This window comes from Brucella anthropi ATCC 49188 (assembly GCF_000017405.1).
GTDB lineage: Bacteria > Pseudomonadota > Alphaproteobacteria > Rhizobiales > Rhizobiaceae > Brucella > Brucella anthropi.
Map to the genome: position 1 here is coordinate 151,553 of NC_009668.1, position 16,927 is coordinate 168,479.

A 16,927-nucleotide genomic window follows, 5' to 3' on the forward strand; every position below is an offset into this window, starting at 1 on the left:
GCGGCTGCGCTAACCGGCCATGCAATGAGTGGCCGGGAACCTGCATCATTCAGTGACCGGCGGCTGGATACCAGCCGTCTAGAGCATTTCCTGTTTTGACTGAATCGTTGGAAATGCTCTATCTGTTTGTTTTTAATCATGTCTTTATCCCGAAACCGGTTCCCACTTTCGGGAGACATGCTCCAGATTGACGCTATGATTGCTGGTGCTGTAGGAATGAGGAGCGAATGAAAGAGTAGCAACAGGTTGGAAATCTGCCCGTTGCTATGGCGTGCCGATACGAATTTATGAAATGAATTCAATATCTGGAAGGGATGCATGCCCGGTGGCATGTCCGGACTTCAAATCCGGGAGGGGCCGATAGACGGTCTTTGGTGGGTTCGACTCCCATTCTCTTCCGCCAATCGGCTTTTCAGGTCATCTTGAGCGTACGATGCTCAGCACATTGCGAACCACTTCGTCCTGAAGCGGGCGCTGCTTCTCGATGTTGAAATGGCCGATATCCTTCATGCCTGAGAAGTCGCGATTGTCGAGGTTGCCCTTGAAACGCGGACCGGCAGCCAGCGGCATGCCCCAGCCGTGCTGCTTGAAATAGAAGTTCACGACACGCCTTATATTACCGGGCAAAGGGGCTGGCGCGGTGGCGGCAAAGGTGGCCATATAAGTGACCTGAATGCCCTTCTTTTCGAGCGCGGTTGCAATATCAATGACGGCATTGGCGCCGAGCGAATGGCCGATCAGCACCACGGGCGCGCGTGGGTTCTTTCGCTGGTCGGCGAGGATCTGGTTCAGCACGAAACGCCAGGCCTGATGCCCCTCGACATGCGCATCCACTCCGTTGGCCTGCAACTGCTTGCCGATCTCATCGATGCCGGTGGAGAAGACGTCCCCGAAACCGCGCAGAAGATAGACATCGGCTTGCGGCGAGCTTCTGGAAGGCGTTTTGGGTGCCGCCTGTGCCGCGCTACCATAGAACGCAAGTACAGCCCCGGCAAACAGGAGGCCGCGACGGGTCAGGGATTTGGGACGCAAACTGTTCGGCTTTGAAGTCATCTTCGATTACTCGTTTGAGCACGTTCGAGAACGATGAAACGACTTTGAACGCGATATACTGGAACAGGTATCTAGAGCGCCGATCCGTTTCAGCCAAATCACTAGAACTTGATTTTTGGAATGACACGGCCTGTCCGGCTTGCATATTCGTCATAGGAATTGCCGAATGCCGCGCGCATCATGGCCTCCTCGTGATCGATCCGATAGAAATAGAGGATAGCGACGCCGACAAGGCCAGCCAGTCCGGCAAACCAGTTCGGCAGCAGGCAGAATTGGGCAATCGCCCACAGCCAGAATGACAGATACATCGGATGACGGACATATTTGTAAAGCCCGTCCGTCACCAGCTTGTGCTCGCGGCGGATTTCAAGCGAAACAGACCAGTTTTTGCCCAACTGGCGATGGCTTGCATAGAAAAGCCAGAGGAATGCGATCTCGACAATCAGACCGATCCAGGCCAGCCATGGCTGGAAACCATAGTCAGCAAAGGCGGGAAAGCCGGTTGCGACATAGACAATCGGGATCAGCGACAGGCCGACGCTCGCCGCACCCAGCGCCAGCCGATCGGCCAGCGTTTTTGCATTGTTCGCAACCTTGATCTTGCGCGCGCGCCGCTGATGCGGAATGCGGATAACGACCCAGGCAACAAGCCCAATAGCCCAGACGATTGCGGCCAGTGTCGGTGTCATTCGGCAATAGTTTCCTTCTTTGGCAGGGCACCGATTATTCGGTCATCCGTCCGGTCTCTAAGCGAGATCGGACCACAGCAAATCTGAAAGAAATCATACCAATAGGGTTTTGTATTTCCGAATACATATTGATAGTGCACGCGAAAAAGGTTTCGCTTCACACGCTTGTAGATTTCCGGCTGCAGCATTTCCTTCATCCGCACGGTCTTTGTGACAGGGAAGGGCCGTTGCGGCTCGCGCTTCAGGCCCATCTCGGCCACAGGATCGGTCTTGTAGAAGTTGATCGCGTCGGTCAGGCACTGGATTTCCACCCAGTCGATCTTGCCGTCGTCCACGAGCCGTTGCACGCCTTCGCGAAAATGTCCGCCTGCAGGGTGATAGCCTGCCTTGAGCGCGGTTGAACCAAGCGTGAGGACCGTCACTTTGGGCGCGCGGCTGCTGAACTCCGGATCGATGGCAAGGCAGCGCGCGGCAACGTCCAGCATCAGCATGCCGCCGGTGCTGTGGCCGATCAGAATGACTTCGTCGTAATGTTTTGCGGTGATGCGCTCGACGATACCGGCTGCAAAGCGCTGCATCAGAGATTCAGCGTCCTGCCGCCGCCCCCGAATGAAATTGAGCGAAAACGACCATAGGTCCATCAGATGGTTGGTTGACCACCGCTTGCCGAGAACGGCGAGCGCTGCGGAAAAAACCACCAGACCGAGGAGCCAGCTGACGGCGCCCAGCCATTGCACAGTCCATCGCGCTACGGCATAGCCTGCTGCTGCAAACAAAGCGAGCACAAGAAACGGGTAGAGGAAATAGAGCCCGAAGCGCCAGGCTTTCGCAAAGAAACGAAAGGCTGTGCCGGTTACGACGAAATCGCCGAAAGCGACAAGATATTTGGCCAGCCTGACAGGCAGGGGGCGGTCGAAATCCGCCAGCACTATTCTGTCCAGAACGAGAAAATTAAAGTCGGTTTCGGTATCCCAATCGTCGTCGGCAGGAACCGTTTTGATCAACACGGAGCCGATTTCGCAATCAGGCGAGATGCTGACATCCGAAACATCGGAACGAACGCCCCAGAGTGTCTCGAACCTTTTGATTTCTCTATTCAATCGACCAAAAAACGCCTTGGGCGTTTTAGGGTCATAGCCGCCAATGAAGAAGACAGCGCGTCGTCGAACCGGTTGCTTCATGCGCAAACCGTAGTTTGGGGGTTTCTGATTGTCGAGATCATTGCCGGTCATCCCCAAACAAATATGTTTGAACTTGCTCGCTTATCTCATGTCGACGAGACCGCGCCTTATTGCTTCACGGGTTGCCTCGGCGCGAGAAGAGACGCTCAGCTTTTGATAGATGGCCTTCACATAGTCGCTGACTGTATGTTCCGATAGTCCAAGTTTGCGGGCGATTTCACCATTTTTGTGCCCGTCCCCGATCTCCTTCAGCACTTCGGTTTCCCGGCGCGAAAGATGGATGAACTCGCCTTCCAGTTCCATTGCCGCCGGATGGGCGGATATGGCCTTCACCCGAGCGACCAGATTGAGCCTCGCGCGGATTGTGAGGATGAGAACGTCGAAATCGATTGGCTTGGTCAGATAATCGTCAGCGCCGGCCTCCCTGCCGGTCAGCTCGTGGCTGCGGTCAGCGAGCGCAGTCAGAAACAGGAATGGCGTTCCCGCAAGGTCAGAACGGGCGCCGCGAATCTGTTCCAGAAACTGCAGGCCATTGGTGCCGGGCATCAATATATCGCAGATGATGATGTCGGGCGTCGTCGTGTCCAGCATGCGCAACGCTTCGCCTGCATTGGCCGCGCCGATAGCGTTGAAACCCGAAGTGCTCAGTTCATCGATCAGTTCTTCCAGAATATGGGTTTCGTCCTCGATGCAGAGGACGGTCGGCATGGAGAGGGTTTCAGGTAGTCGCATGCGGGGCCACCTTTGGTAGGGTCAGAATGAACACCGTACCTTGCCCTTCAACCGAAGTGAAGACAAGCGTTCCGCCGTGTAATTCGGCCAAAGCGCGCGACAGGCTGAGACCAAGGCCGGTGCCTGCCATGTGCGATGCATTGCTGGCGCGGAAAAAGCGCGTGAATATGCGGTCGGTATCCTCTGCCGGTATGCCGATACCGTAATCGCGAACGATGCATCTGAACCCGTTTTCGTCTTCTTCGGTGGTCACCTCGATGGGCTTGTCGGCAGGGGAATATTTGGTGGCATTGCCAAGCAGGTTGACCAGAATCTGCTCGACCAGAATGCCGTCGCAATAACAGAAGGTCTCGCTGTCCTGAATGTTTGTGACCAGCTCCAGCTCCGGATGCAATTCCTGATGATAGGCGCAGGTATTGCGGACCAGTTCCGAGAAATCAACTGGTTGCCGGTTGATCTGAAATCCGTTCTCATCAAGACGTTCCGCATTGGCAGTACTCTCCAGAAGCAGGATCAGGCGGCGGCTGGCGTTCCGCATCCGCTTTGCCTTGTCGACGATGATTTCGGGCGTGAATTCGTCGGCGCGACGGATGAAACGCTGGGCGATGATGTCGATGATCGATACGGGTGTGCGGAACTGGTGAGACACCGTGGTGATGAAACTCTTGTAGAGTTCTTTGGCCTTGCGCTCACTCTCCAGTGCCTCGCGCAGGGCGGCTGTGCGATCAGCGACGGTGTGTTCCAGTTGCTGCTTGTATTCCTGCAACGCCTTGTGGGCGCGCTCGGCCTTGCGCATGTTGGAAAATACCTGCCATGACAGAATGGCGCCGGTGGCCATGATGCCCAATACCGCGAACATGATCAGATAGATCGACTGCAATTGCTGGTCGCGCTGTGCGCCGCCGCGGTCACGCTCCAGTATCATCGCATCATTGGCAACTTTGGTCAGTTCCTCGCGCATGGGAACCAGCGCTTCATAGATGGCAATCGGATCGAATTTGTCAGGCTCCGCATCGATCATCGCCTCTATCTCGGGAAGCCGGTCGGCATTGCGCTGGATGGTTTGGGCGCCGCCAGGAATGCGGGCGAAATATTTCTTCTGCGGGGCATCGGCCAGCAGCGCAAAACGGCTGTAGAGAACGTCGAGACGGAGTGAGAGATCGGCGGTGTTGGTGTTGCCGCTTGGCAGGGTCAGTGCGGTTTCGCCGAGACGCCCGGCGTCACGCTCGGTCTGAGTGATGGCCCAGACCATGTTTTCGCCGACATAGGTAGCGAGCGATTTCTGGATGACGAGAAGCTGAATGAAAGCATAAGCGAGCAGGGCCGCAAACCCCACCATGACAAGGCCGGAAAGAATGTAGCCCCGCTTTAATCTCATTTCACCTCGATCTGCTTCAGCTGCCATGCCCAGCGGTGATCATAGCGCGAATCGTTCAGTTCCTCATGCTGGTCGCGCGGGTAGACGATCCAGTATGGCCCCTTGTCTCGCCGGTTCAACTCCCTGCCGTTCATCTTGTGCGCGACAAGGACGTCGTATTTATAGGCGTCTTCCAGCGGAATGCTGATGCTGTAATCGTTGAGCGCAAGCACCGTAATCGAGTGGCTGCCTGCTTCTGTTCCGTCGACACCCACCGTCGCCAGCACATCGCGCAGCAATACGCCGTCGAAATTCTGCGGCCCTTCGGTCCATGCGGTGTTGGTTTGCAAGCTGTTCTGCGGCAGTTTCGTGAAGTCATCGCTGCTCAGCACGCGCGTCGTTCCATTCGGGGCGACAATAGTCAGCGTGATGGTTGCCGCAGCGGGTGGTGCGGCATCAGCCGGGCCAGTGAAATGGATGACTTGGCAGATGGCGAAAAGCGCGATCAGTGCCCTGAACGCCAGAAGACGCTGGAAAGCGAACATCCAGTTTGCACATGACACGTGAGGCATCTCCAGAAGCGAAAAATTGCGAATGTATCCAAGCTTAAACGGGAGGACGCGCGCAATTTCAAGATTCTCTTGAGAATGCCGAGCGAAATTCCCCTTCAAAAGCGACAATTCACACATAACACTAAAAAATTTTGGTCCAATTCCAAATAAATATCAAACTGATTCACGAAAATTTTTAATCTCTACCGGCGGTTACACGTCAGTTTTGGATAAAATGGTTGGTTTTTCTTTGTGAACTATCCCCCTGAATAGGGGAATTGTTTTTCGCTACTAGAGCGTTCACTAAATGATCGCCGGCCTGTTGGGGCTTAGGAGGCTGGCGCAAAAATTGGGCGGGGGCTGCTTATCGACCGCGGGGAGTCGGGGTCGATAGGCAGCCAACCAGTCCGGATAGCGCGGAAGCGGCGATAACGGTTACTCTCGGAGCGATGCGTTTCGAGCTACGAATAAAAACCGATCCTGCAATCATTGTTGCTTTCCGGGAAGAATGGCCGACTGGCATCTGGTCGAGCCTTGTGAACCTGCCGTTCGGGTTCCTCGATCAGAGCGAGCTTGCACCTCTTTCGCGTCCTTCATCTGGAGGGCGCGCTTTTTTTTGGCGTTTCGCTGAAGCGCATAATGTTTTTTTGGTCATGCTTCGCGAATTCTCGGTTGTGCGCTGCTGCATCTATTGGTTGCAAGTACATCGAGGAAAGCTTCGAATAAATCCAATATTACTACCAAAAAATTGCGGTTTCTTCTTTTGTTTCAGCAATTCGCAATGTAAAAGCGATAAAGCGCGTTCGCGCTGTTCAATAAAATCTATGCATCGCAGGCGGGTTTCCGGGGGGATTCACATGACAGGCGTGTTGCGTCACAAATCCATGCTGTTGATGACGACGGCGGCGCTGGGTTTTTACGTAACGACCGCACGGGGGGCAGGCGTCGATCTCGACACCGCAGGGGGTTCCTATGACATTAGTGCGGCAGGCGGAAACCAGACCATTGAATCCTTGAGCGGCGTTTCCGGTACGTCTGTTTTGCTCGGTCCCAACACACTGACATTCGGCAATGCGACCAGTCAGACCTTTGCCGGGACGATCAACGGTACGGGTGGTATTGTCAAACAGGGTAGTGGCACACAGATACTCACTGGCACAAACATCTATACCGGCGGCACGACAATCAACGCAGGCAAGCTGGCACTGGGTGCCGGCGGGGCGCTTGCGGCTGCAGGTTCTGTAAATCTCGGTGCGTCAGGTGCTGGTTTCGATATCAGCGGGGCAGGCAGCAACCAGACTATCGGCGCATTGAGCGGTGTTGCTGGAACAAGCGTAACACTTGGTCCCAACACACTGAGCTTCGGCGATGCCACCAATCAAATCTTTGCCGGGACGATCAGCGGTACGGGTGGAATTGTCAAACAGGGTATTGGCACACAAATCCTCACCGGCGCCAATGATTTCAGCGGGGGCACAAACTTTGCCGCTGGTGGTATCGTCGTCGGCAATGATAGTGCTTTTGGACGCGGCGGCATTACAGTCAATGGGAATGCCCAGCTCGACAACAGCGCCTCTGTCAGTCTTGCAAACAGCATAAATGTGACTGGTGGGGCGACGCTTTCGGTCAACGGCTCCAACGGATTGACCCTGGGCGGGGTCATTTCAGGGGGCGGCGGATTGACCAAGAACGGCGCCGCCACACTGATGTTGGGCGGTTCCAACACCTATACCGGCGGCACAACGATCAATTCAGGCACGCTGATGATCACTAGCGGTGGGGCACTTGCAAGCACCGGCGCTATGAACCTCGCAGGTGCAGGTGCGGCTCTGGATATCAGCGCGGCTGTCTCGTCACAATCTATTGGTGAACTGACCGGAGCGGCCGGAACCAGTATTGCTATGGGAGCGAACTCCCTGACATTAGGTGGTGCCGCAAACGCCACATTCGGCGGAACGATCGGCGGCATGGGCGGAATCACGAAAACGGGGTGGGGCAGGCAGACACTCACCGGCACAAACACTTATACCGGCGGCACGACAATCAATGCAGGCACGCTGGCGCTCGGTGCCGGTGGGGCGCTCGCGACTGGTGGCTTTGTAAATCTCGGCGCGGCAGGCGCTGATTTCGACATCAGTGCAGCAGGCAGCCAAACCATCGGCGCATTGAGCGGTGTTGCTGGAACGCGCGTAACACTTGGTCCCGGCACGCTGAGCTTCGGCGATGCGACCAGCCGGACCTTCGCCGGGGCGATCAGCGGTGCGGGCAGCATTGTCAAACAAGGCAGCGGACGGCAGGTTTTCAACGGTATCAGCATCCATGCCGGACTTACCAGTGTCATGGCTGGCAGTCTCATTATCGGAGATACAAGAGGCACGAGCGCATCGATTGCGGGCAATGTTACGGTTGGTGCAGGCGCAACAATTGGCGGGCATGGTCGCATTGGTGGTGATTTGACCCTCGCCTCGGGCAGTCATTTAAGCCCTGGCGCCAGCATCGGAACACTGACGGTCGACGGCAATCTTACGGTTGGGCAGGGCAGCCAGCTTGATTTCGAGTTTGGCGCGCCGGGTATAAATTTCGCGACTTTCGGTCAGAGTGACAGTGTCAGTGTCCGAGGCGATCTGACCGTAAACGCTTCTGTCCTCAATGTCATCAACGGCGGTGGCATGGGGCCGGGTCTATACAATCTGTTCAGCTATGGTGGGGCTCTCAGTTTCAATGGCGGTGGGTTCTTTCCGCCTGCGGGAAGTGCTATCCAAATTCTCACCGGTACCAAGCAGATCAATTTGGTCAACATGACTCCCGGGGTCGAACTCAATTTCTGGAATGCAAACGGCCTGGCAGGTCCCTCCCAGATGGGCGGCGGCTCTGGTACGTGGTCCGTTGCCAACGCGAACTGGACGGATAGTCAGGGCAGTTTTACGGGGCCTATGACTCCGCAACCGGGTTTTGCAATATTCGGTGGAGCGTCGGGCACCGTCACGGTTGATGACAACGCCGGGACGGTTGGCGCGCTTGGAATGCAGTTTGCCAGCGACGGCTATCGGCTAGACGGCGATATTCTGATCCTTCAGAGCCAGAACGCGACAATGCCTGAAATTCGCGTGGGTGACGGTTCGGCCGCAAGCGCAAACTGGACTGCAACCATCGACACCGTTATCGCTGGTATAAACGGCATCGCCAAGACCGGTGCGGGAACGCTCGTTCTCAATGCCAGCAATGCCTATAGCGGCGGCACAAGGATCAGCGCCGGCACACTTTCTGTATCGAACGACAGCAATATGAGCTTTATCAACGGCGGTCTCATTCTTGATGGCGGTACGCTGCGGATTACGGGAACAGGGTTCTCGCAAACAGCCCGCAGCGTGACCATGACTGGCAATGGCGGTGGCTTTGACATTGCCGACGCTGAGGCACGCTTTACGGTGTCGCAGGCTCTCTCGGGCAGCGGCGCTCTGGTCAAATCCGGCGACGGCACCTTGGTGCTGTCAGGCGCAAACAGCTATAGCGGCGGCACGCTTGTCAACGGCGGCACCTTGCAGGGTGACACGGAAAGCCTGCAGGGCAATATCATCAACAATGCGCGGCTCGTCTTCGACCAGCAGAGCGACGGCGCATTTGCAGGCGATCTGTCCGGCACTGGCACATTTGTCAAATCGGGCGGTGGCAAATTGGTCCTTTCGGGTGCCAACAGCTACAGCGGCGGCACGCTTGTCAGCGGCGGCACCTTGCTGGGCGATACGGCAAGCCTGCAGGGCAATATCACCAACAATGCGCAGCTTGTCTTCGATCAGCAGAGCGATGGCATTTTCACAGGTAGCCTTTCCGGTAGCGGAAGCCTTGTGAAACAGGGTTCGGGCATGCTGGTTTTCAACGGCAACGGTGCGGGTTTTGCCGGTTCCACAGTCGTCGAAAACGGTATGCTCAAGGTCGGCGATGCCGACCCTTCCGCTGCGGTTCTGGGTGGCGATGTCACCATCGGGACAGGCGGCACCTTGCGAGGTCACGGCGTCATTCTCGGGTCGGTGACCAATCAGGGCATCTTGCGTCCGGGCGGTTCCGTCGGAACGCTGACCATCAATGGCAATCTGGTGCAGACGGCAAACAGCGTCCTGCAGATCGACACCACGCCTGCGGGAGAGGCCGGCAAGCTCGTGGTCGGCGGTTCTGCGCAGCTTGCGGGTGGTCTTTCGATCATTGGCGAAAATGGCAGTTGGTCACCGCAGACCAACTATACGATCCTGACTTCGGCGGGTGGCATCAGCGGGACCTTTGCGAACATCGACAGCAATCTGGCATTCCTGACGCCAAGCCTGACTTATGGCGCGACGACAATCGATCTCCGTCTCAACCGCAACGACACAAGCTTTGCCAGCGTCGGTGAAACGCGTAATCAAAAAGCGGTGGCGGGCGCTGCCGACAGGCTGGGCCGTGGCGAGGTTTACAATGCGCTCGTCAGCTTGAGTGCTGCCGAAGCGCGAGCAGGTTTCGACGCCTTGTCGGGCGAAATCCATGCCAGCGTCAAAGGCGCTCTGATTGATGAAAGCCGGTTTGCACGTGACGCCATCGGCGACCGTTTGCGCGCTGCGTTCGATGCAAATTGCAAGGCGGGCAATCCGGTGTGGACCGGCAAAGGCAGCGCCGGAGCCTACGGTCAAGCTTGTGCCAATACCGCCGAAACGGCCTTCTGGCTGCAAGGTTATGGCGCTTGGGGCTCCAATGATGGCGACGGCAATGCTGCCAAGCTTTCCGGTTCTACAGGCGGTGTTTTCATCGGTACCGACATTCCGGTCGGCAGCTGGCGTACCGGTCTGATGGCAGGCTATGGCAATTCTTCCTTTGATGCGGATGACCGCTTTTCAAGCGCCGATGTAGACTCCTATACGCTGGGTGCCTACGCCGGAACTGTGATCGAAAAGGTTGGCGCAGGCGATATAGGGCTTCGTTTCGGCGCGACCCATAGCTGGTACAATATCGACACCGGGCGCTCGATTTCCTTTGCCGGCTTCAAAGCGGTGGAAGAAACTTCGTATGATGCACAGGCGCTGCAATTGTTCGGCGAGGCCGGATACAAGATGCAGGCCGGTCGCGCGAGCTTCGAGCCTTTTGCCAATCTGGCCTATGTGCGGCTTCATACTGACGGTTATGATGGGGATGGCGTCGCTGGCCTTCACAGCGACAGCGACAATAGCGACGTCACCTATACGACGCTGGGGCTCAGAGCCGCGACCGATCTGACGCTTGGCGGTTTAGCCTCGACATTGCACGCAACGCTTGGCTGGCAACATGCGGCGGGTGACATCACACCCGTTGCCCGTCATGCCTTCGCCGGTTCGGAACCCTTCAGCGTGGCAGGCGTGCCGGTTGCCGAAGACGCAGCCCTGATCGAGGCTGGTCTGAACTTCCAGTTCAGTGAAGATGCTTCACTTGCTGCCGGTTACAAGGGGCAATTCGGTGATGGAGCGGTGCGGAATGGCTTCAACGCTTCGTTCAACGTGAAGTTCTAAAGCGGTTCCAATTAAACTGAATCATGGAACCGCTCTATCTATTTATTTTTACGCATTATCCTGCGCAAAACCGCTTCGCACTTTTGCTGGAAATGCTTCTATAAAAAATTTGTGACGATGGTTGCTTATGGCAACGATCGTCACAAATGAAGATATGGCAGTTCAGCTTCAAACATTCCGGCAGCTATTTCTGTTCCGGTGCCGTTGTCTGAATGCTTGCAGTTGTCTGAGGCTTCTCCATCTTCGTGGAGGATTGAGCATTATGATAAGTGCAGTCTGCCATCGCAGCTGTAACCGACAGAGCGAGGACAGCTGTAGTCACGAATACGACTTTCATGTCTGTCTCCCTTCAGTTTGGGTGTGGCATTGCAACGGCAAGTTTAGCAGAGCGGGATCGCCCTGTCGCATCACATTGTCCCGGAACATCATTGGCCATATTTTGGTCATGATTTAGTCGGGCGTTCGCCGTAATTTCCGTCGGGAAAACGCAATGCTTCTGCTCGTAAAAACGCATCTGGCGCGAAAATCGCGCCAAATCATGGTTATGCCTTAATGTGATTTAGGGGGCGGTCAGGAGGCGCAGGGGCTCACCACTGCCCGCTTGCCACCCATGGACAGGAACGAGATATGCAGCGACTGGCCGACAGGTGAAATAGTGATGTTTTCGTTCGACTGTTGACCGTTGGCAGTGCAGGACATGGCGACGGTAAACGTGCCTTCGTAATTGTTGATCCGTGTTACAGAGCACTGGCTGTTGCGGCTGTCAAAACGCTCGCCGGAAATGGAGAACCGCTGGCCATCGGAGCTGCACCAGTTGCCGGTGATGGGTGTCGGATCGACAGGCGGTTTTGCAGGAGCGGCACTTGCCGACGGGCCGGGCGTTGTTTCGGAACACGCTGTTAGCGCAGTGACAACAAGGGCGAGGGCAAGCAAACCGGACTTTTGCAACAATCTTCTCCTTCATGCATCGAACAAGCTCCCTCTTAAGAAACAGATTCGGGCGATATCGCGACGCGAAGAAAATAAATCCGCTAACTACATGAAAAGGGCCGGATTGCTCCGGCCCTTCTGATCAGGTCTTGAGGTGACGCCGGGGTTATTCCCCCGGCGCCAGATGCGGGGCTTCGATCTTGGCGCCTGCATGTTTCAACGGGCGTTCGCCGGAGAGCTTGCGGATCAGCACATAGAACACCGGCGTCATGAAGATGCCGAAGGCTGTCACGCCGATCATGCCTGCAAAGACCGCCACACCCATCGCTGAGCGCATTTCCGCGCCGGCACCTGTCGACATCACCAGAGGCACCACGCCCATGATGAAGGCCATCGAGGTCATCAGGATCGGGCGCAGACGCAACCGGCTTGCCTCGACCGCCGCCTGCACGACGCTTCGTCCGGACAGCTCCAGCTCACGGGCGAATTCCACGATCAGGATCGCGTTCTTCGCCGATAGCCCCACAAGGACTATCAAGCCGATCTGGGTGAAGACGTTGTTGTCACCTCCTGTCAGCCAGACGCCGGTGAGTGCGGCCATGATCCCCATCGGCACGATCATGATGATCGACAGCGGCAGGGCAAGGCTTTCATATTGCGCGGCCAGAACCAGATAGACCAGCAGCAGCGCCAGCGGGAAGACGAGGAAACCTGAGTTACCGGCGAGAATTTGCTGGTAGGTCAGATCGGTCCACTCGTAAGCGATGCCCGGAGGCAGGGTTTCTTCCGCGATCCGTTCGATGGCAGCCTGTGCCTGCCCGGACGAGAAGCCGGGAGCCGGGTTGCCGTTGATATCGGCGGAAAGGAAGCCGTTATAACGGATGGCGCGTTCCGCACCTACGGTCTGCTCGACTTTCAGAAGAGCCGACAGCGGGATCATCTCGCCCGACTGCGAACGCACTTTCAGCTTGCCGATATCCTCGGCATGGCTTCTGTAATTCGCATCGGCCTGAATGCGCACGCTGTAGGTACGTCCAAAGGCATTGAAGTCGTTGACATAGAGCGAACCCAGATAAATCTGCAGGGTTTCGAACACGTCAGTCACCGCCACGCCCAGCTGCCGTGCCTTCGTGCGATCAAGATCGGCATAAAGCTGCGGCACATTGATCTGGTAGCTCGAATAGAGACCGGCCAGCTCGGGTGTCTGATAGGCCTTGGCGAGAAACGCCTTGGTCGCATCGTCCAGCGCCTTGAAGCCAAGCCCGTTGCGATCCTCAAGCTGGAGCTTGAAACCGCCTGTCGTGCCGAGGCCCTGAACGGGCGGTGGCGGGAACATGGCGATGAAAGCATCCTGAATGGCGCCGAACTGCTGGTTCAGTTCTCCGGTGATGGCATTGGCCGAAAGTTCCGGGGTTTTCCGCTCTTCGAACGGCTTCAGCGTCACGAAAACGATGCCGGAGTTCGACGAGTTGGTGAAACCATTGATCGACAGGCCGGGGAAGGCGATGGCATTGGCCACGCCCGGATGCTTGAGGGCAATGTCGCTCATGCGGCGGATCACGTCTTCCGAGCGGTCGAGCGTTGCCGCATCCGGCAATTGCGCGAAGCCGATCAGATATTGCTTGTCCTGCGCCGGAACGAAGCCGCCGGGCACTGCACGGAACAGCACGAAGGTGACGCCGAGCAGCACGACATAGAGGCCCATCACCAGCGACTTGCGCGAGAGAATGCTGCCAACGCCGCGCCCATAGGCGTTTGAACTTGCACCAAAGAAACGGTTGAAGCCACGGAAGAACCAGCCGAACAGCCTGTCCATGATCCGGGTCAGACGATCCTTCGGCGCATCGTGACCGCGCAGCAGCAGAGCTGCCAGAGCAGGCGAAAGCGTCAGCGAGTTGAAGGCGGAGATCACCGTCGAGATCGCGATGGTGAGAGCGAACTGGCGGTAGAACTGACCGGTCAGACCGGTGATGAAGGCAAGCGGCACGAAGACCGCAACCAGCACCAGCGCGATGGCGATGATCGGCCCGGACACTTCCTGCATGGCGCGATAGGTTGCCTCGACCGGCGACAGTCCCTGTTCGATGTTACGCTCGACATTTTCCACCACCACGATGGCGTCATCGACCACGATGCCGATGGCAAGCACGAGGCCGAAGAGGCTGAGCGCATTGATGGAGAAGCCGAACACATACATCACCGCGAACGTGCCGACGATGGAGACGGGAACGGCAACCAGTGGAATGATGGAGGCGCGCCATGTCTGCAGGAACATGATGACGACGATCACCACGAGAACAATGGCTTCGAGCAGGGTGTGAATGACAGACTCGATAGAGGCTTTCACAAACGCCGTCGTGTCATAGACGATGTCGAAATCCACACCTTCCGGCATGGTTTTCTTCAGGTCGGCCATGGCGGCATGGACGTTTTCGGAAATTTCAAGCGCATTGGAGCCGGGTGCCTGAAACACCCCCATGCCGACAGCCGACTTGTTGTCGAGCAGCGAGCGCAGGGAATAATCAGCGGCGCCCATTTCGACACGCGCAACATCGCCCAGCCGGGTGATTTCACCTTCGCTGCCCGATTTCACGACGATGTTCGCGAACTCTTCCGGTGACTGGAGACGGCCTTGCGCATTGACGGATAGCTGAAGGTCGAGGCCCGAAACGGACGGCGATGCGCCGATGACACCGGCAGCAGCCTGAACGTTCTGCTGGCGGATGGCAGTGGCGATATCGCTTGCAGAAAGTCCGCGTTCGGCTGCCTTCTGCGGGTCAATCCAGACGCGCATCGAATAATCACCGCCGCCGAATATCTGCACCTGACCGACGCCCGGAATACGGGCGATACGATCCTTGACGTTCAGAACGGCATAGTTGCGCAGATAGTTCACGTCATACCGGCCATCGGGCGAGATGAGGTGAACCACCAGCGTCAGGTCGGGCGAGCTTTTGGCAGTTGTGACGCCAAGGGTGCGCACTTCTTCCGGCAGGCGCGGTTCGGCCTGCGAAATACGGTTCTGCACCAACTGCTGGGCCTGATCGGGATCGGTGCCGAGCGCAAATGTGACGGTCAGCGTCATGACGCCGTCGGCGGTCGCCTGGCTCTGCATATAAAGCATGCCTTCGACGCCGTTGATCTGTTCTTCAAGCGGCGTGGCGACGGTTTCGGAAATAACGGCTGGGTTGGCGCCCGGATATTGCGCGCGAACTACGATTTGTGGCGGCACGACTTCCGGATATTCCGAGATCGGCAGACCTGTCATGCCGATCAGACCGGCAACGAAGATCAGGACCGACAGAACGCCAGCGAAGACCGGGCGGTCGACGAAAAAGCGTGAAAAGTTCATCTGTTTATCCCCCTTAAGCGGGAAGGCAAAGACTCTCCCGGCCCGCGGGAACAAGTGTTCTCGCGGGTTGTTTAGGCTGAGTGCTTGCGTTTATGCGCGCTTCAGGCGCGCACTGTTTCAATGAGCATTTCCAGCAAAAGTGCGAAGCGGTTTTGCGTGAGGTAAATGCGTAAAAGCAAAGAGATAGAGCGGTTCCACGATTCCGTTCAAACTGGAACAGCTCTAGTTCTGGGCAAGTGTTTCGGTTACCGGTTGCGGTACGACGACCACGCCCGGACGAATGCGCTGCAGGCCGTTCACGACGATATTCTCGCCGGGCTTCAACCCGCTTTCGATAATGCGCAGGCCGTCATAATTGCGACCAAGAACCACCTGCCGGTATTCAACCTTGTTATCCGTGCCGACCACGAAAACGAACTTCTTGTCCTGATCGGAAGAAATCGCCCGGTCGCTCACCACCAGTTTTTCATCCGGTTCCGGCTCACCGAAACGAATGCGGACAAACTGGCCCGGAATGAGCCTTCCGTCCGGATTGTCGATTGCCGCACGAACCCGAATTGTGCCGGTTGTGGCATCGACTTCATTGTTGATCAGCTGGATATGGCCGGAAATCGGGGTGCCTTCATCGGAAGCAGTGCCGATCTGGACAGGGATGCGCTCGATGGCGCTTCCGCCAGGCGAGGCTGCAAGCTTGGCAAGCGCCTTGGTAACGACTTCCTCATTGGCGCTGAAGCTTGCATAGATCGGATCGACCGAAACAAGCGTGGTCAGGACCGGCGAGGCGGAACTTGCCGCAACGAGATTGCCTGCCGTGACTTCCAGTCGCCCGACGCGACCGGAAATCGGTGCGCGTACTTCGGTGTATTGAAGATCGAGCTCGGCTGAACGCAGGGCAGCCTTGGCGGAACGTAAGGTAGCCTGCGTCTCGTCATAGGCGCTGGAGCGCTGGTCGAGGCCGCTTTGGGCGATCGTACGGGTGGTCACGAGCTGGCGCCCACGTTCCAGTTCGGTCTTGGCCAGTGCGACGCGGGCTTCTTCAGCGGAAACCTGCGCTTTTGCCTTTTCGACCGCTGCCGCGTAGGGCTCGGGATCGATGGTGACGAGCAGGTCCCCCTGTTTCACCAGAGCGCCTTCGCGGAAATGGGCTTTCAGGATGGCGCCGCCGACACGCGGCCGAATTTCTACCCGGTCAATCGCTTCCAGACGGCCGGAAAACTCTTCCCAGCTTACGATGCGTCGCGATTCTGCCTTGGCGACCGAAACCGGCACGGCGGGCGGTGGAGCGGAAATATCGGTTGCAGCATCGGCCTTGAGGTGAGGCGCGCCAAAGAGAATGGCGCCGCCGCCGGCTGCAGACAATAGGATACTCAGGCCGGCGCCCCATAGGGCCCGGCGGGCTGTGATCGATGTCATTGTTGTATCTCCTGGAGCATAATCCGACCGGAGTGGAACGAGGATCGGTCAGATTATGCTTTCAATAAAGGAGGTTAGAGCTTGGCTCTAACCGGTGGGGGCCGGCTTCAATGTGAGCACCAGATCAAAGCTTGGGAGGACTTTAAAACTGGTTATTTC

General features: G+C 57.0%; 10 protein-coding genes and 1 tRNA gene. 2 read left to right on the forward strand and 9 right to left on the reverse strand.

What is annotated here, in order from left to right:
- The first annotated feature begins 307 nt into the window (after window positions 1-307).
- Window positions 308-403 (forward strand) — tRNA-Sec (locus tag OANT_RS14875).
- A gap of 14 nt (window positions 404-417) precedes the next feature.
- Here OANT_RS14875 and OANT_RS14880 read toward each other — a convergent pair.
- From OANT_RS14880 to OANT_RS14905, 6 genes are all read right to left on the reverse strand, one after another.
- Window positions 418-1,053 (reverse strand): alpha/beta hydrolase family protein, encoded by a 636-nt coding sequence (locus tag OANT_RS14880; RefSeq protein WP_011982618.1) that lies wholly within the window; start codon window positions 1,051-1,053, stop codon window positions 418-420.
- 101 nt (window positions 1,054-1,154) lie between these two features.
- Window positions 1,155-1,742, reverse strand: coding sequence for a protein-S-isoprenylcysteine O-methyltransferase (locus OANT_RS14885; protein ID WP_011982619.1), 588 nt, complete (start codon window positions 1,740-1,742; stop codon window positions 1,155-1,157).
- Window positions 1,739-2,923 carry an alpha/beta fold hydrolase gene (locus tag OANT_RS14890; protein WP_040128770.1) on the reverse strand — a complete coding sequence of 395 codons (1,185 nt, stop codon included), beginning with the start codon at window positions 2,921-2,923 and terminating at the stop codon, window positions 1,739-1,741. Before OANT_RS14890 ends, OANT_RS14885 begins: the two co-directional genes overlap by 4 nt.
- A gap of 81 nt (window positions 2,924-3,004) precedes the next feature.
- On the reverse strand, window positions 3,005-3,655 hold the full coding sequence (locus OANT_RS14895; protein WP_011982621.1) for a response regulator transcription factor: 651 nt from the start codon (window positions 3,653-3,655) through the stop codon (window positions 3,005-3,007).
- Entirely contained in the window at window positions 3,642-5,033 is a 1,392-nt protein-coding gene (locus OANT_RS14900; RefSeq protein WP_011982622.1) for a sensor histidine kinase, read from the reverse strand. Before OANT_RS14900 ends, OANT_RS14895 begins: the two co-directional genes overlap by 14 nt.
- On the reverse strand, window positions 5,030-5,584 hold the full coding sequence (locus OANT_RS14905) for a putative pterin-binding protein (protein ID WP_011982623.1): 555 nt from the start codon (window positions 5,582-5,584) through the stop codon (window positions 5,030-5,032). Before OANT_RS14905 ends, OANT_RS14900 begins: the two co-directional genes overlap by 4 nt.
- 836 nt (window positions 5,585-6,420) lie before the next feature.
- Between OANT_RS14905 and OANT_RS14910 the strand changes: the two genes are divergently transcribed.
- Window positions 6,421-11,073, forward strand: a complete 4,653-nt coding sequence (locus OANT_RS14910) for an autotransporter-associated beta strand repeat-containing protein (protein WP_011982624.1) — start codon at window positions 6,421-6,423, stop codon at window positions 11,071-11,073.
- Between the two features lie 570 nt (window positions 11,074-11,643).
- Here the strand turns inward: OANT_RS14910 and OANT_RS14915 are convergent.
- The 3 genes from OANT_RS14915 to OANT_RS14925 form a co-directional block, all read right to left on the reverse strand.
- The gene (locus tag OANT_RS14915; RefSeq protein ID WP_040128481.1) at window positions 11,644-12,021 is read right to left on the reverse strand and encodes a hypothetical protein; all 378 of its coding nucleotides are present in this window, start codon (window positions 12,019-12,021) and stop codon (window positions 11,644-11,646) included.
- Between the two features lie 148 nt (window positions 12,022-12,169).
- Window positions 12,170-15,355 carry an efflux RND transporter permease subunit gene (locus tag OANT_RS14920; RefSeq protein WP_011982625.1) on the reverse strand — a complete coding sequence of 1,062 codons (3,186 nt, stop codon included), beginning with the start codon at window positions 15,353-15,355 and terminating at the stop codon, window positions 12,170-12,172.
- 222 nt (window positions 15,356-15,577) lie between these two features.
- Entirely contained in the window at window positions 15,578-16,768 is a 1,191-nt protein-coding gene (locus tag OANT_RS14925; RefSeq protein WP_011982626.1) for an efflux RND transporter periplasmic adaptor subunit, read from the reverse strand.
- Between the last annotated feature and the right edge of the window lie 159 nt (window positions 16,769-16,927).

Excerpts from the sequence above, each read along its gene's own strand:
- OANT_RS14900 (WP_011982622.1), bottom strand. The coding sequence starts at position 5,033 with ATGAGATTAAAGCGGGGCTACATTCTTTCCGGCCTTGTCATGGTGGGG.
- OANT_RS14920 (WP_011982625.1), bottom strand. The coding sequence starts at position 15,355 with ATGAACTTTTCACGCTTTTTCGTCGACCGCCCGGTCTTCGCTGGCGTT.
- OANT_RS14925 (WP_011982626.1), bottom strand. The coding sequence starts at position 16,768 with ATGACATCGATCACAGCCCGCCGGGCCCTATGGGGCGCCGGCCTGAGT.
- OANT_RS14910 (WP_011982624.1), top strand. The coding sequence starts at position 6,421 with ATGACAGGCGTGTTGCGTCACAAATCCATGCTGTTGATGACGACGGCG.
- OANT_RS14880 (WP_011982618.1), bottom strand. The coding sequence starts at position 1,053 with ATGACTTCAAAGCCGAACAGTTTGCGTCCCAAATCCCTGACCCGTCGC.
- OANT_RS14890 (WP_040128770.1), bottom strand. The coding sequence starts at position 2,923 with ATGAAGCAACCGGTTCGACGACGCGCTGTCTTCTTCATTGGCGGCTAT.
- OANT_RS14885 (WP_011982619.1), bottom strand. The coding sequence starts at position 1,742 with ATGACACCGACACTGGCCGCAATCGTCTGGGCTATTGGGCTTGTTGCC.
- OANT_RS14905 (WP_011982623.1), bottom strand. The coding sequence starts at position 5,584 with ATGCCTCACGTGTCATGTGCAAACTGGATGTTCGCTTTCCAGCGTCTT.
- OANT_RS14895 (WP_011982621.1), bottom strand. The coding sequence starts at position 3,655 with ATGCGACTACCTGAAACCCTCTCCATGCCGACCGTCCTCTGCATCGAG.